Raw genomic sequence first — 14,540 nt, 5'->3', positions numbered from 1 at the left:
AGTGTGACGCAGTGGACCACTAAACTTTAATCGGAGTGGCTCCGGGGCGTCTGTCATCACGCGTCGTATATCGGAGTGACTAAGGGCTCATACCTCCGGCGGCGCTGCGCGCGCCGTGGGGAATAACCAAAACCGGTGGGACACACATGGTTTCGTAGTACTCCAATGCATTTGTTAGGCAGTACTATCGTGCATTCGTCGGCAGCACGCCCGATTTTCCTTGCAGACCCTTCCGCCCGCGCGTAGCGCGCGGCGGGAAGGATGAGCCCCTTGTCACTTACGCGGAGTGTGCGAGGTGACGGATGCCCCGGAGCCGCTTCGATAAAAAGGGCAGTGGTGGACTGCGTCACACTGGCGGTTTGAGCCGCTTTCTTTTGCCTACTTTTCTTTGCGGCTGCAAAGAAAAGTAGGTGCCGCCCCGCACAGGGGCAACGCTAATAGACCGACACGAAACCAAGGAAACGCGACAGGAAAACGCGCCAGCAAATGGCGCCCCCCTCAACAGTCCTTCAAGGCACCATCACCTGACGCCCCACCACCTTGCCTTGCGCCAGCGCCTCGAGCGCCGCGTTGATTTCGCCGAGCGGCCGGCTCGACACCGGCGAGGGCTGCATCTTGCCCTCGCGCATCAGCGCGACGAGTTCACGTAACTCTGGCAGCGTGCCCACATAACTGCCTTCGATCTTGAGCGGCCGCATGGGAATGATCGGCAACGAGATCGTGATGTCGCCGCCCATCAGGCCGACCACCACCACGTGGCCGCCGCGCGTGCAAGCATCGAGCGCGAGCCGCACGGTAGGCGTTGCGCCCACGAGGTCGAGCACGGCGCGGGCGCCGCCGCCCGTGGCCTTGACAACTTGCTCGACGGCATCGGGCGCGCGCGCGTCGATGGCGGCGAGCGCACCTTCCTTTAGCGCGGCCTCGCGCTTGGCGGCATCCACGTCCACCACGATGGCGCCTTTCGCGCCCAGCGCCTTCAGCACCTCGATGGCCATCATGCCGAGGCCGCCCGCGCCGATGATCACGACCGGGTCTTCATGGATGCGCGCCCCGAACTTCTTGATCGCCGAAAACGTGGTGACGCCTGCGCACGCGAGCGGCGCGGCCTTCACGGGGTCGAGGCTGCCGAGCTCGACCAGGTAGCGCGGATGCGGCACGATCACATAGTCGGCGAAGCCGCCGTCGCGCATCACGCCGAGCGATTGCGGCTTGGTGCAGATGTTCTCCTCGCCGCGCAGGCACGCCGCGCATTCTCCGCAGCCGATCCACGGATGCACGACCGCCATCGTGCCGGCCTTCACGTCGCCGGCCTCGGGGCCCGCCGCAACGACTTCACCGCAGATCTCATGGCTCAGCGTGAGCGGCAGCTTGATGCCGCGGTCGGCGAGCGAGAGCTTCTTGCCGCCGCCCAGGTCGTAGTAGCCCTCCCAGATGTGCAGGTCGGAATGGCAGAGTCCCGCGGCCTTCACTCGCACGAGCACTTCGGTGCCCCTCGGTTGCGGCGTCTCGCGCTGCACGAGTTCGAGCGGCTGGCCGTGGTGGGTCACGCAATAACAACGCATCTGCATCGATGTCTCCGTTGGAGTGGTGTGAAGCGGTGAGGCGATGTCGATTCGCTTACATCATAGCGGATACGCGAAAAATTCGTATGCTCGTTCGTTTTCTTGCGGATCTGGTCACCAGCCCTGTGCGGGCGCGCAATAAAAATTCGCACAACGGATGAATTGCCAGGCGAGGGAGGCCATCGGCCGCACATCAATGCCGCATCGAAAGAGTTCGAAAAAGTGCTTGAATCAGGGACTTATCGTGTCGGGTTGATTGCATAGCTAACGACAACGGGTTATCCTGTAGCCATGTTCGATCAGTGTCTTTACTTCAACACGTCGGCGCTCGCACGCCGGCTCGAGCGCGAGTGGTCCGAGGCGTTCGAGCCTTTTGGCCTCACGCCGCCGCAAGGTTTCATGCTGCGCGCGGTGCTCGAGCGGCCTGCTTCGCTGCAGCACGAGCTGGCGGACCTGCTCTCCATCGCGCGGCCCACGGCCACACGCGTGCTCGACGGGCTCGAGGCGCGCGGCTACGTGGAGCGTCAGCGTACCGTCGGCGATCAGCGCGAGGTGGCGATCGTGCCCACACCGCAAGCGGCGGCGATACGCGAGGCGCTCAATCACGCGAGCGCGCAGGTCACGGGCCGAATCAAGCGCTCGCTGGGCGGCGAGGCGTTCGTAGATACCGTGAGCCGGCTGCGCACGGTGCGCGCGACGCTCGGCTAACGCACGGCACACCGGCTGCGGCTGGATAGACACGCGGGTAGCGCGCGGGTGGCACGCGGGGCAGACGCGCCGTCGCTTCGAGCATTATGAGTTTTGGAGTTTCATCATGCGGCGCATGGCTGCTTTTTTTGTTTCGACGTGGCTCGCTGCCGCGATTCTCTATCTGGGCCGGCACTCGGTGCCGATGATGGCGCTCAGCGGCGTGGTCGTTTTCGCGGGGCTCGATCTGTTCCGCCCCGACCGGACGAGCGCCGAAGGCGCGCAAGCCCGCGACGGCGGCAAGCGGCGCTAGCTCTCCTGAAGCCGCGACGGATCGTGAGAGATCACGATACTCCGCAACGGTCAGCGCGCGCCGCGCAGCGTGCGCGGCGCGCATCATTCAGGCGCTAGCTCAAGTTGCCTGAGGTCGCCTCAAGCCTCCTCAAGCCTCCCAAGCCGCCTGAGGTCTGAAGCCTCCTCAAGCCTCCTCGGCCCACGACATGCCCTCGCGCGCGAGCAGCGCCGAAGAAGCGGCCGGCCCGAAGGTGCCCGCCGTATAGACGCGCGGGCGGTCGTTGAGCTCCTTCCAGCCTTCGAGAATCGGCTCCACCCAGCTCCAGGCGGCTTCCAGTTCGTCGCGGCGCATGAAATGCGTGAGGCGTCCGCGGATCACGTCGACGAGCAGGCGCTCGTAGGCTTCCGCTCGGCGCTCCGGAATGGCTTGCTGCAGATCGAGATTCAGACTCACCGGCAGCATGTTCATGCCGCTGCCCGGCTCCTTCGCGAGCAATTGCAACTGGATCGACTCTTCGGGCTGGAGCTGGATCACGAGACGGTTGCCATAGTTGCGCGGCCCGCTCGGGAAGATCGAGAAGGGCAGGTCCGCGAATTCGATCACGATCTCCGACTGGCGCTTTTGCATGCGCTTGCCCGTGCGCAGGAAGAACGGCACGTTGGCCCAGCGCCAGTTGTTGATGTGCGCGCGCAGCGCCACGAAGGTCTCCGCCTTGCTGCCCGGCGGCACGTTGTCTTCTTCGAGGTAACCCTTCACCGGCTGGCCGTCCACGGCGCCCGCCGCGTACTGGCCGCGCACGGTGTCGCGCGCGATGTCGGCCACCGACATCGGCCGCAGCGAGCGCAGCACCTTGAGCTTTTCGTCGCGCACGGCGTCCGGGTCGAGCGAGACGGGCGGTTCCATGGCCACGATGCACAGCAGTTGCAGCAGGTGGTTTTGCACCATGTCGCGCAGCGCGCCGGTGTGGTCGTAGAAGCCTGCGCGGCTGCCCACGCCCACCGTTTCCGCCACCGTGATCTGCACGCTGCGGATATACGGCGCCTGCCACAGCGGCCCGAAGATCGGATTGCCGAAGCGCAGCACCATCAGGTTCTGCACCGTCTCCTTGCCGAGATAGTGGTCGATCCGGTAGATCTGCGATTCCGCGAAGTGGCGGCCCACCGAGGCGTTGATCTCCTTGGCCGAAGCGAGGTCGTGGCCGAGCGGCTTCTCCAGCACGACGCGCGAATGCTTGTCGAGCAGATGCGCCGACGAGAGGTTGTCGCAGATCGTCGTGAACAGCTCGGGCGAGGTCGAGAGATAGAACACGCGCAGCGCATGCTTGCGCGAGACCTCGGCGAGACGTTCGTAATCGCCGGGCGCGTTCACGTCGATGATCACGTACTGGAACAGGTCCAGATAGCGGTCCCATGCTTCTGCGTTGAAGGCTTTGGCGTCGATGAACGGACGCGACTGCTCTTCCATGAACGCGCGGTAGTCGTCGATGGTCCAGTTCTTGCGGCCCACGGCGATGATGCGCGTGTCGGGCGGCAGGTTGCCGTGCAGGTGCGCCATGTAGAGCGCGGGGAGCAGTTTGCGCGCGGCCAGGTCGCCTCCGCCGCCGAAGATGATCATGTCGACGGGCAGTTCGGGCGCGGCTTGGACAGGCTGATTCGTCATGGCAGGTCGTTCGGTTGTGGCGCGTTGTGGCGATGGGTGGCGCAAGGTTGCGAAGATTGCACCGCGGCTTGGCTGCGGGCGCGGTGAAAAAGGCTAATGTTGCATCGTTTCGCGCGAGTTTGCACGTCTGACGCAGGTATTTGCACACTGACCGCGCGGTCGGTGAACGGTTCGAGCACGCATGCCCGGCGAATTGCGCGAATCGATCGAATTGGGCGTCGTGCGTTGCACGTTTCGCGCCGGAGGCTTCAAGCGATCGTTTCCTGTGAGGCATCGAAGGCAGAGTGCGGCGCTTCACGCGAGACCGGGCACCCTCACGCCGAAAGTCTGCAACAACAGCAGCGCATTGAGCGCGAGCACGGCCACCGCGCCCAGCACCGCGAGCCATGCGAGCACCGGGCCGCTCCGCCAGGCCCCCATGACATCGCGCCGGCTCGTGAACCAGACGAGCGCGGCCATCGGGAACGGCAGCGCGAAACTCAGCACGACCTGGCTCACCACGAGCGCTTCGGTGGCGTTCACGCCGAGGCCCACCACCGCGAAGCTCGGCGCCATGGTCACGACGCGGCGCAGCCAGAGCGGAATCTGGAAGCCCACGAAGCCCTGCATGATCATCTGGCCCGCGAGCGTGCCCACCACCGAGCTCGACAGGCCCGAGGCGATCAGCGAAACGAGAAAAATGCTGGCCGCCGCCATGCCGAACAGCGGCGCGAGCGTGTGCCAGGCGGTGCCGATTTCGGCGATGTCGGCGTGGCCCAGGTGGAAGGCCGCCGCCGCCATGATGACCATCGCCATGTTGATGAGCCCGGCGAATGACAGCGCGATCGCCACCTCGATGTTCGAGAAGCGCACGAGGCGCCTGCGCTCATTGTCGTCGCGCGGCTGCACGCGTGCCTGGGTGAGCCCGGAGTGCAGAAAGAGCGCGTGCGGCATGATCGTTGCGCCCACGATGCCGACGGCGATCGTCACAGCCTGCGTGTCGGGCAGGCGCGGCGTGGCCAGGTGCTTGAGCACGCCGCCCCAGTCGACGGGCGCGATGAAGAGCTCCAGCAGATAGCACACGCCGATCACGCCCACGAGCGTGCCGATCACGAGCTCGAGCGGACGAAAGCCCGCGCGCTCGAAGAACAGCAGCGCGTAAGTGATGAGCGCGGTCACGGCCATGCCGGCGAGCAGCGGCAGATGAAGGAGCAGCGCCAGCCCGATCGCGCCGCCGAGGAATTCGGCGAGGTCGGTGGCCATGGCGGCGATCTCGCTCACGACCCACAAGAGCCAGACGAGCGGCGCGCTCAGGTGCACGCGGCACAGCTGCGCGAGATTGCAGCCGGTGACGATGCCGAGCTTCGCGGAGAGCGCCTGAAACAGCATGGCGACGAGATTGGCGAGCAGCACGACCCACAGCAGCGTATAGCCGTAGCGCGCGCCCGCCTGGATGTTGGTCGCGAAGTTGCCGGGGTCCATGTAGGCCACGGAAACGATCACGGCCGGCCCCGCGAGCGGCAGCAGCAGCGCGGCGCCGCGCCGGCGCCCTTCGAGCGCCTCGCGCACCTTGTGCGCCGTGCGCTCGGAGAGTCCGTACGGCGGGCCATGCAGGCTGTCTTCGCGGGTGCGGTGGTGCATGAACGCCTCGTCGAAATTTCAGCGCCGCGATTCAGGGGCCAAAGCAGCGCGCGGCCCCTGAAAAGCGCTTAAAAAGCGCTGTTGCGCAGCGTTTGCGCGTCATCGGAAAACGATCCTCGCGCGTTAACGGAGTGTTCCGCGCGCCGGGCTTCGCTGCCCGGTTTCAGTGAGATTTCGTCTGGCTTTCGGCCGTTTTGCGGCGCGCCAGCATCTATCTCAGCACAAACCGGCTCCGCGCGTGCTTTCTGCGGTTGCGGTCTCCCGACTGCGCCGGCTTACTTCCTTACGAAATGCCACATTTCCCGATCCTTACCCCTACCAGGAACCGCGTTGCAGCGGCGGTGTTCCTTGGCTCGCTCGCTTTTAGCGCACTGGCCCACGCCGGCGGCAACGTCAACGGCAACGACAAAGTCATCGTGCTCGACTCCGGCGAGGCGCAGCTTTCGCTGATCGACGAGGCGAGCCGCAGCGTGGTCGGCACCGAGCCCACCGGCAAGGAGCCGCATCACCTGATGATCACGCCCGATGGCCAGTCGCTCATCGTGGCCGATTCGGTCTCGAACGACCTGATGTTCCTCGATCCGCACACGGGCAAGGTGCAGCGCCGCGTGGAGGGCATCGAAGACCCGTACCAGCTCGGCTTCTCGCCCGACCACAAGTGGTTCGTCACGGCGGGCCTGCGACTGGACCGCGTGGACATCTACAGCTACAACGGCCATGACGTCACGCTCGTGAAGCGCATCCCGCTCGCGAAGACGCCGAGCCACATCAACTTCTCCTCGGACAGCAAGACCGCGTTCGTGACGCTGCAGGACACCGGCGAAGTGGCCGCGATCGACCTGGCCACGCAGACCGTTGCGTGGAAGCTGCAGGTGGGCAAGACGCCCGCGGGCCTGTGGATGACGCCCGGCGACAAGTACCTGCTGGTCGGCATGACGGGCGAGGACGACGTGGCCGTGGTGGACTTGCATAGCCGCACGGTCGTGAAGCGGATCCAGACGGGCCGCGGCGCGCACAACTTCCGCAATCTCGACGACGGCAAGCACGTGGCCGTGTCGAACCGCGTGGAAAGCACCATCAGCATTCTCGACTACACCACGCTCACCAAGGTCGCCGACATCACGGGCCTGCGCCCCGGCCCCGACGACATGGAACTTTCCGCCGACAAACGCTATCTGTGGGTAACGTTCCGCTTCGCGAAGCACGTGGGCATCATCGACCTCACGACGCGCAAGCTGATCGACACGATCGCCGTGGGCCGCTCGCCGCACGGCATTTACTTCGCCAACAGCGCGCCGGTGTATGCGCCCAATCCTGACTGACGACCGGGAGATTCGATGCTCGATACGTTGCTGACGCAAGCCGACAACCTCGTTTCGTGGCTGCAGACGCTCCTTTACGTGGACGTGGTGCAGCCGATCTTCTACAAGGTCGGCCTGATGGGCTACGACGAGGACACCTACGACGCGCTCTACTGGGTGATCGTGGGTGCGCTGCAGATTTGCGCGTCGTATCTGCTGCTGCGTCCGCTCGAGGCGCTGCGCCCGGCCGAGCCGTGGCGCGACCGCAAGGCGCTGCGCGCCGACGTCTGGTACACGTGGATCGCCAAGCTCGGCATTCTGAACATCGCGTTCTTCTTCCTGCTCACGCCGCTGTTCAATCACTGGCAGAGCCTGATGGCGATCCATAACGTGCCGAACATCGACGTGGACAGCCTCTGGCCCGGCGTGACCGACAAGCCGATCGTCTCGTTCGCGATCTATCTGATCGTGCTCGATTTCGCGGGCTACTGGTATCACCGCTGGCAGCATCGCTTCGGCGTCTGGTGGGAACTGCACGCGGTGCATCACAGCCAGCAGCAGATGTCGCTCTGGTGTGACGATCGCAATCATTTCATCGACGACATCGTCCAGGCCGCGTTCTTCGCGGGCATCTCGCTCTTTATCGGCGTGCCGCCTTCGCAGTTCGTCGTGCTGATCGCCGTGAGCAACTTCCTGCAGAGCGTGCAGCATGTGAACGCGCGGCTCGAATTCGGCTGGCTGCTCGAGCGCATTCTCGTGAGCCCGGCGTTCCACCGCCGCCATCACGCGGTCGGCTATGGTCATGAAGGCACGCGTTACGGTTGCAACTTCGGCGTGCTGTTCCCGTGGTGGGACGTGATGTTCCGCACGGCCTCATGGAACAAGGCGCTGGAGCCCACGGGCATCCGCGAGCAACTGCCCGCGCCGCAAGGCCGTGGCATGAACTACGGCGAGGGGCTGCTTGCCCAGCAGTGGCTCGCGCTCGTGCGCGTCGGCCGGCGCCTCGCCGGCAAGGGCTATCCGCTCGGCGGAGAGGCGAATTGATGGCGCGCCGGGCTCAGTTCAGTTCAGCTCGAGGCCCGGCGTTTCAGCACTGCTTGAGCTCTGTTTGAATCCGGGTTGAACGCGGGTTGAATCCTTCTGGGAGGCGGCTTCATGCCGCCTCTTTCTCTATCCAGACCCATATCGAGATTCCGGCGGGCCGCGCCACGGATGCGATAATCGCGGCTTGTCCCCCGCGCGGCGTTCGAGCCGCGGCGAGGCGCCCAAGCGAAGGAGAGCATCTTGAGCCGTATCGACAACCCGCAGCACGACCAGGAAGTCGGTTTCGCCGACGCCACCGAAGACTCCACCCGCATCGACGACGTGCGCATCGGCGCGGTACGTCCGCTCATTTCTCCCGCGCTCCTGCTCGACGAGCTGCCGGTGCCGCAGGCCACGCAGACGCTCGTGGAAACGAGCCGCGTGCAAATCGGCGAGGTGCTTGCGCATCGCGACGACCGCGTCGTGGTGGTGGTCGGGCCGTGCTCGATCCACGACCACGACCAGGCGATCGAATACGCGCAGTTGCTCAAGCGCGAGGCCGACCGGCTCAAGGACGATCTGCTCGTCGTCATGCGCGTGTACTTCGAGAAGCCGCGCACGACCGTGGGCTGGAAGGGCTATATCAACGATCCGCGCCTCGACGGGAGCTTCCGTATCAACGAGGGCTTGCGCGCCGCGCGCCAGCTGCTGCTCGACATCAACGCGCTCGGCCTGCCCACTGGCACCGAATTCCTCGACCTGCTGAGCCCGCAATACATTGCCGACCTCGTGGCGTGGGGCGCGATCGGCGCGCGCACGACGGAGAGCCAGAGCCACCGGCAACTGGCCTCGGGGCTGTCCTGCCCGATCGGCTTCAAGAACGGCACCGACGGCGGCGTGCAGATCGCGGCGGACGCCATCGTCGCCGCGCGCGCGAGCCACGCCTTCATGGGCATGACGAAAATGGGCATGGCCGCGATCTTCGAGACGCGCGGCAACAACGACTGCCACGTCATTCTGCGCGGCGGCAAGAGCGGGCCGAACTACGATGCGGCATCGGTGGCGGCGTGCTCCGCGGCGCTCGCGAAGGCCGGGCTGCGCGAGCACGTCATGATCGATTGCTCGCATGCGAATTCGAGCAAGCAGCATCGGCGCCAGATCGACGTCGCGCACGATATCGGCGCGCAGCTGGCGGGCGGCGAAGAGCGCATCGTGGGCGTGATGATCGAGAGCCATCTGGAAGAAGGGCGTCAGGATCTCACGCCGGGCGTGCCGCTCGCGCACGGCGTGTCGATCACCGATGCCTGCATCAGTTGGGCACAGACGCAGCCGGTGCTGGAGTCGCTGGCGGAGGCCGTGCGCGCGCGCAGGCAGAAGCGGGGCGCGTAGGCGCATAGGCAAGCCCGCGGGCCGATGAGCGTTGGCACGCCAGGCCATCAGGCATCGACAAGGCATCGACAGAGAACGCGCGGCGGACCCGAAAGTCCGCCGCGCGTTTTGTTTGATTCGCCTTACGTTAAACAGGCGCCGAACCTCGGCCCAAATTTCACGCCTTAGCGGCCGCACCTTCCGACGCCGGCGCGCTCTCGATATCGTCATCGCCCGCGCCGCGCACCTGCCCGATCCAGATCACCGCGACAACCGCGAACGCAGCCGCGAGCCAGCCGTTCTGCCCGAACCCCACGAGCGTTCCATGCGGGCCATTCTGGAGCAGCAAGCCGCCGGCCCATGCGCCAATTCCCGTGCCCAGCGATTGCACCGCATTGTTGGCACTCAGGAAAGCGCCGCGGCGCGCGGGCTCGGGAATCGTCGTGAGCAGCGCCTGCATCGGCACCATGCGGCTCGACAGCGCGACCATGAACACCGCGAAGAACGCCACCAGCGCGGCGAACGGCAGCGCGGGCAGGTGCGTGATGAACAGCACCGGCACGATCGACACGAGCGCCATGATGCGAAACACGCGCCGCTTGCCGTAGCGATCCGCGAGGCGTCCCACCGCGCGCGAGCTCAGGAACGTGGCAGCGCCGCCGGCCATATACAGCCACGAGAGCCGCTCCGGATCGACACCGTGATTGGCCACCAGCATCGGCGAGATGAACGGAATCACCAGCATGTGCGCGCCCATCATCGTGAAGGTGAGCGCGAACGCCTTCATATGGCGCGGCAGCGTCAGCAATTGCCACAGGCGCGGCACGATCGCGCGCAGCGGCGTGTCGCGATCCACGTGCTCAGTGAGCGAGGGCACGACGCGCGCGCCCGCCATCCAGATGATGGCGCAAAGCACGACGAGCAGCAGGAACGGCGCGCTCCAGCCGAAGTGCGCGCCGAGCACGATGCCCGAGGGCACGCCCGCGATGGCGGCGATCGAGAACGCCGTCATGATCACGCCAGTCGCGGCGCCGCGGCGCGCCACGGGAATCACGTCGCTGACGATCGCCATGACGATCGAGCCCAGCACGCCGCCTGTGAGGCCCGCGAACGCGCGTGCGAACAGCAGCAGATGAAAGCTGGTCGCGAGCGCGCAGGCGAGATTCGAGAGCGCGAACAGCGCATAGGCGACCTGCAGCAAACGCCGGCGGTCGAAGCGGTCGATATAGGTCGCCGCGAACAGGCCCGAGAGACCCGCGCACAGCGAATAGGCCGACACGGCCATCGCGAACTGCGCAGGCGTGATCGTGAACGCATGCATGATCTGCGGGCCGAGCGGCATCATCACCATGAAGTCCATGATGACGGTGAACTGCGTGAGCGCGAGCAGCCAGAGCAGCGCGCGTTCGCGCAGCGGATTGAGTACAAGGGGCATTGGCGGACCTTCGTGAGGCGCGCACCCATGGAGCGGGGCCGCGCGCGCAGGGTTTTCTTTCAGTCGTCGATCGTTTCGTGTGTCGCCTGGGCGCCGCGCCGCCAGTACGCCGACGCGCGGATGCGCTTCTTGTCGACGCCGCGCTCGTTGCACAGGTGCGCGCGCACGGCGCGGATCGCCGAGGCTTCGCCGGCCGCCCACACGTAGCCTTCGCCGGGCGGCAGCCAGATTTCGCGCACGGCATCCACGAGCGGCTGCTCCGATTCGGATTCCTCACGATATTGCCAGATGGCGTAGAGATCGGCTTCGGTGGGCAGCGGGATGCGCGCCGCGCGGTTCGCCACTTCCACGACCACCGCGACGCGCGCGCTGGCGGGCAGCTCGGTCAGGCGGCGCTGGATCGCGGGCAGTGCCGTTTCGTCGCCAATCAGCAGATGCCAGTCGTAGCCCGTGGGGATCACCATCGAGCCGCGCGGACCGCCCACGCCCAGGTACTGGCCGGGTTGGGCCTGCGCCGCCCACGCCGTGGCGGGGCCGGCTTCGTGCAGCGCAAATTCGAGGTCGAGCTCGTTGGCAACGGTGTCGAAGCGGCGCGGCGTGTAATCGCGCGCGGCGGGGCGCTCGACGCCCTCGGGAAAGACGATGCCGTCGGGACCGAGGCTCGGCAGCACGGGTTTCTCGGCGCCCGGGGCCGGGAAGAACACCTTCAGGTGATCGTCGAACGACGCCGAGACGAATTCGCTCAGATCGCCCGTGAGCGTCACGCGCACCAGCGCGGGCGACAGCGCCTCGACGCGCGTGACGCGCAGCAGGCGGAACTTCAAAGGATGTCGCACGCGGACGACTTCAAGGTGGCTTGGGTTTTGCATCTGGGGCTCCAATGGGGCGATACGGCGATGGGGTGGCGTTCGATCGACGGGCGGTGAAGGGCAATGAGGGGCAGTGAGGGCCTGCGGGTGGCTGGCCTGCGCTCAGGCGCCGCCGCTTTCCTCGCCGTTCTCGATCTCTCGCGTGGCGCGTGCGAGGATCGCCGCGATGCGGCGCTGCTCGTCGGGCGAGGCGTCCGTGCGGACCAGCAAGGCGTGCTTGAGCGCGCGGCGCGCATCGATGAGCTCGCGCACCCAGCCGGTGCCTTCGGCGGGATCTTCGCCCGCGAGCGCGCGGCGCATGAGTTCCATCTTGCGGCCGAAATGCGTGAGCTTCGCGAGGATCAGGTCGGCGCGCTCGCGATTGGCTTCGAGATACGCACGGCCTTCATCGGATAGTTCGTAGCGCTTACGGTTGCCTTCGAGCGTGACGCTGACGTAGCCGAGTTCTTCAAGGTAGGTGAGCGCGGGGTAAACCATGCCGGGGCTCGGGTTGTAGAAGCCGTTCGAGCGTGCGTCGAGCGCCTTGATGAGCTCGTAACCGTGGCTCGGGCGCTCGGCGAGCAGCACGAGCAGCATCAGTTGCAAATCTTCCGACGTGAACTTGCGGGCGCGGCCGAAGCCGTCGCCATTCCCGCCGAAGCCGCCGAAACCGCGGCCGAAGCCTTCTCCGAAGCGGTCGCCGAAATCGCCGTGGCCTTCGCCGCCGCGGTGGCGGCCCATGGCGTGGCGCAGCGCGTGCATCGGGTGGCGCATGGCGAAACGGACGCCGGCGAAATCGTCGTTGGCAAAGGGGTCGAAACCGGTGCGGCTGGCATGGGCGTGACGCCAGAAATAGCCGAAAGCGTGATGGTGGCGCATGAGGCCTCCTTCTCTAAGTGTCTTAAAACATGTCTTAAGATATATATCTTAAGAGTGTTTGTCAAAGAGAATTTTGGAAGGGAAACCGGAGGTGGGTGGCGCTGCCTCAGGAATGAGACCGAAGACACGGATCCTGGCGAGTGTGCAAATATTGCCGGTCAAGCGGCATGATTTGTGTATGTAAGTCAATGTATTTAAACAAAAAATACTGTCTATCTGGAAGGGTGTCAAGGTTATAATATAGGCTCTGCGAGTCAGCACAGGAAAGTCCACATGAAGCTCGAAGATCGGATGCGTCAGTCGATTCGACGCCGGCGCGGCAACGTGGTGCTTCGTACTGACGTTGCTGGTCTCGGGAGCCAGTCCCAGGTGACGCATGCCTTGGGTGTCCTGGTGCGTAATGGCGAACTGCTGCGCTTGGGCTCGGGTATCTACGCCAAGGCCGGGCGGGATACGAGCACCCATCAAGTCCATCCTCTAGTGGATTTCGAGTCTCTCGCGCGTGAGGCATTACAAAAGCTGGGCGTATCGGGGCTGTCGCATTTAGTCAGGGACTACCCTGGCGGAAGCGCGAGCGGCGGTGCGCTTCAAGAATGGGTCCTCGAGACGGGGAAACGCCGGATCTCGCGCAAATTGTCGTTGGACGGAAAAACCATTGCGCTCCTTGGCGCGCAGGCCGGCACAGGCCAACGGCATGCCGAGCCGGCTTGTCTCCCGCTACAGTTGCCGACTTCAGGCGTGGCCCGATTCGTTCTTGATCTTGCGAAGCAGCTCGAAGTTGCTTATGAGCCTCACCCCATGGATCGGTGGGCCGAAACGGTGACGCGCCTGGCTGGCGATGAGGTGAATCCCGACAGCACCGCGGACCTCCTGGTGGCGCTCAAGCGTTGCGGCAAGCTTTCTACGGACGAGATGGCAACCCTGATGGTCAACCATTTGCGCGAGAGGAAGCAGCGTGTTCGACCCGTTTAAGGATTACGGCCAGGCGGGCTACCTGCGCAACCGGTACGGGGAGAAAGATCCGGAGATCATCCGCGAAATGGAGCACACGTTGTTCCGCGCCGGGCTCGGTGAGGCGCTGGAGCATCTTGCGAAATGCGATGTGCTGGCTTACGCAGACTTTCTCATCGTGCATCGAATCCTCTTTTTCGCTTTCTACCCGTGGGCAGGGCAGGATCGTGCGGCCACTGCGCCGGAGATCGCCGTCTCCAAGGCCGGCACCTTGTTTAGCCATCCCATGGACGCTCGCCGTGCAATCGAGGAAGGATTGCGTGTTGGACAGGACAAGGCTGCGATGCGCCAACGGCCGGGCGAAGTTATGGGATGGTTTGCATACGGCCATCCGTTTCTGGATGGCAACGGCCGGACGATGCTGGTTGTACATAGCGAGCTTTGTCATCGTGCCGGGTTCTCCATTGAGTGGCACCGGACGCAGAAGCTGGCGTACCTGGCCGCATTGAGTGCGCAGATCGCCACTCCGGGGCACGGCATTCTGGACGAATATCTGTCGCCTTTTGTTGTGGACTCGGCCGGACGGACTCATTGGGGTGGCGTGATCGGCGATCTCCACGGACTAGACGGGCGTAGTGCCGGGAACACAGTGGAAGGCGCATACAGCGACTCGCGTGTCGCGCAGAAGTATCAGGCCTTCGAGCTCAAGCGTGGCGAAGCGCTGCAACGCAAGCGGTGATCGGCAGCGCCCGTCGGCGGGTGAGCGGCGCGAAGCGATGGCTGAAGCGGCCGCAACACGCCGCAACACGCCGCATAGATCGGGCCTGATTGGCCGCAGCACGAGCACGCAGACGCCCGGAGACCCTGGGGGCGCCAGGGTCTTGGGGTCGGTCCTACAATAGTTAGTGAGAG

General features: G+C 65.2%; 13 protein-coding genes. 7 read left to right on the top strand and 6 right to left on the bottom strand.

Annotation, left to right across the window (positions count from 1 at the left end):
• Nucleotides 1–509 precede the first annotated feature (509 nt).
• Nucleotides 510–1,562: an alcohol dehydrogenase gene (locus tag EYW47_RS01365; protein ID WP_133193590.1), complete on the bottom strand. Its 1,053-nt coding sequence runs from the start codon at nt 1,560–1,562 to the stop codon at nt 510–512.
• Between the two features lie 291 nt (nt 1,563–1,853).
• Here EYW47_RS01365 and EYW47_RS01360 point away from each other — a divergent pair, with 291 nt between their 5' ends.
• Entirely contained in the window at nt 1,854–2,270 is a 417-nt protein-coding gene (locus tag EYW47_RS01360; RefSeq protein WP_133193092.1) for a MarR family winged helix-turn-helix transcriptional regulator, read from the top strand.
• A gap of 115 nt (nt 2,271–2,385) precedes the next feature.
• A complete protein-coding gene (locus EYW47_RS01355; protein WP_240763536.1) occupies nt 2,386–2,562 on the top strand; it encodes a hypothetical protein in 177 nt (58 codons plus the stop codon).
• A 165-nt stretch (nt 2,563–2,727) separates the two neighbouring features.
• Here the strand turns inward: EYW47_RS01355 and zwf are convergent, their stop codons facing one another.
• The gene (gene zwf, locus EYW47_RS01350) at nt 2,728–4,203 is read right to left on the bottom strand and encodes a glucose-6-phosphate dehydrogenase (RefSeq protein WP_133193090.1); all 1,476 of its coding nucleotides are present in this window, start codon (nt 4,201–4,203) and stop codon (nt 2,728–2,730) included.
• Between the two features lie 294 nt (nt 4,204–4,497).
• Nucleotides 4,498–5,823: an Nramp family divalent metal transporter gene (locus EYW47_RS01345; protein ID WP_133193089.1), complete on the bottom strand. Its 1,326-nt coding sequence runs from the start codon at nt 5,821–5,823 to the stop codon at nt 4,498–4,500.
• A 290-nt stretch (nt 5,824–6,113) separates the two neighbouring features.
• Between EYW47_RS01345 and EYW47_RS01340 the strand changes: the two genes are divergently transcribed.
• From EYW47_RS01340 to EYW47_RS01330, 3 genes are all read left to right on the top strand, one after another.
• Nucleotides 6,114–7,145, top strand: coding sequence for a YVTN family beta-propeller repeat protein (locus tag EYW47_RS01340; protein ID WP_133193088.1), 1,032 nt, complete (start codon nt 6,114–6,116; stop codon nt 7,143–7,145).
• A 15-nt stretch (nt 7,146–7,160) separates the two neighbouring features.
• The gene (locus EYW47_RS01335) at nt 7,161–8,168 is read left to right on the top strand and encodes a sterol desaturase family protein (RefSeq protein ID WP_133193087.1); all 1,008 of its coding nucleotides are present in this window, start codon (nt 7,161–7,163) and stop codon (nt 8,166–8,168) included.
• A gap of 240 nt (nt 8,169–8,408) precedes the next feature.
• A complete protein-coding gene (locus EYW47_RS01330; protein ID WP_133193086.1) occupies nt 8,409–9,536 on the top strand; it encodes a 3-deoxy-7-phosphoheptulonate synthase in 1,128 nt (375 codons plus the stop codon).
• A 157-nt stretch (nt 9,537–9,693) separates the two neighbouring features.
• On the opposite strand, the gene EYW47_RS01325 is transcribed toward EYW47_RS01330, so the two are convergent.
• The 3 genes from EYW47_RS01325 to EYW47_RS01315 form a co-directional block, all read right to left on the bottom strand.
• Nucleotides 9,694–10,950, bottom strand: a complete 1,257-nt coding sequence (locus EYW47_RS01325; protein ID WP_133193085.1) for an MFS transporter — start codon at nt 10,948–10,950, stop codon at nt 9,694–9,696.
• A gap of 59 nt (nt 10,951–11,009) precedes the next feature.
• A complete protein-coding gene (locus EYW47_RS01320; protein WP_133193084.1) occupies nt 11,010–11,819 on the bottom strand; it encodes a siderophore-interacting protein in 810 nt (269 codons plus the stop codon).
• A gap of 102 nt (nt 11,820–11,921) precedes the next feature.
• On the bottom strand, nt 11,922–12,677 hold the full coding sequence (locus tag EYW47_RS01315) for a PadR family transcriptional regulator (RefSeq protein ID WP_133193083.1): 756 nt from the start codon (nt 12,675–12,677) through the stop codon (nt 11,922–11,924).
• Nucleotides 12,678–12,950: 273 nt separating this feature from the next.
• Here EYW47_RS01315 and EYW47_RS01310 point away from each other — a divergent pair, with 273 nt between their 5' ends.
• Together EYW47_RS01310 and EYW47_RS01305 are read left to right on the top strand one after the other, a co-directional pair.
• Nucleotides 12,951–13,649, top strand: coding sequence for a hypothetical protein (locus EYW47_RS01310; RefSeq protein ID WP_133193082.1), 699 nt, complete (start codon nt 12,951–12,953; stop codon nt 13,647–13,649).
• A complete protein-coding gene (locus EYW47_RS01305; RefSeq protein WP_133193081.1) occupies nt 13,633–14,367 on the top strand; it encodes a Fic/DOC family protein in 735 nt (244 codons plus the stop codon). Before EYW47_RS01310 ends, EYW47_RS01305 begins: the two co-directional genes overlap by 17 nt.
• Nucleotides 14,368–14,540 lie beyond the last annotated feature (173 nt).

Source organism: Paraburkholderia silviterrae (assembly GCF_004353915.1).
Classification (GTDB): Bacteria; Pseudomonadota; Gammaproteobacteria; order Burkholderiales; family Burkholderiaceae; genus Paraburkholderia; species Paraburkholderia silviterrae.
Note: the sequence above shows the minus strand (reverse complement) of the source record. Positions and strands in the feature narration are given on the sequence as shown.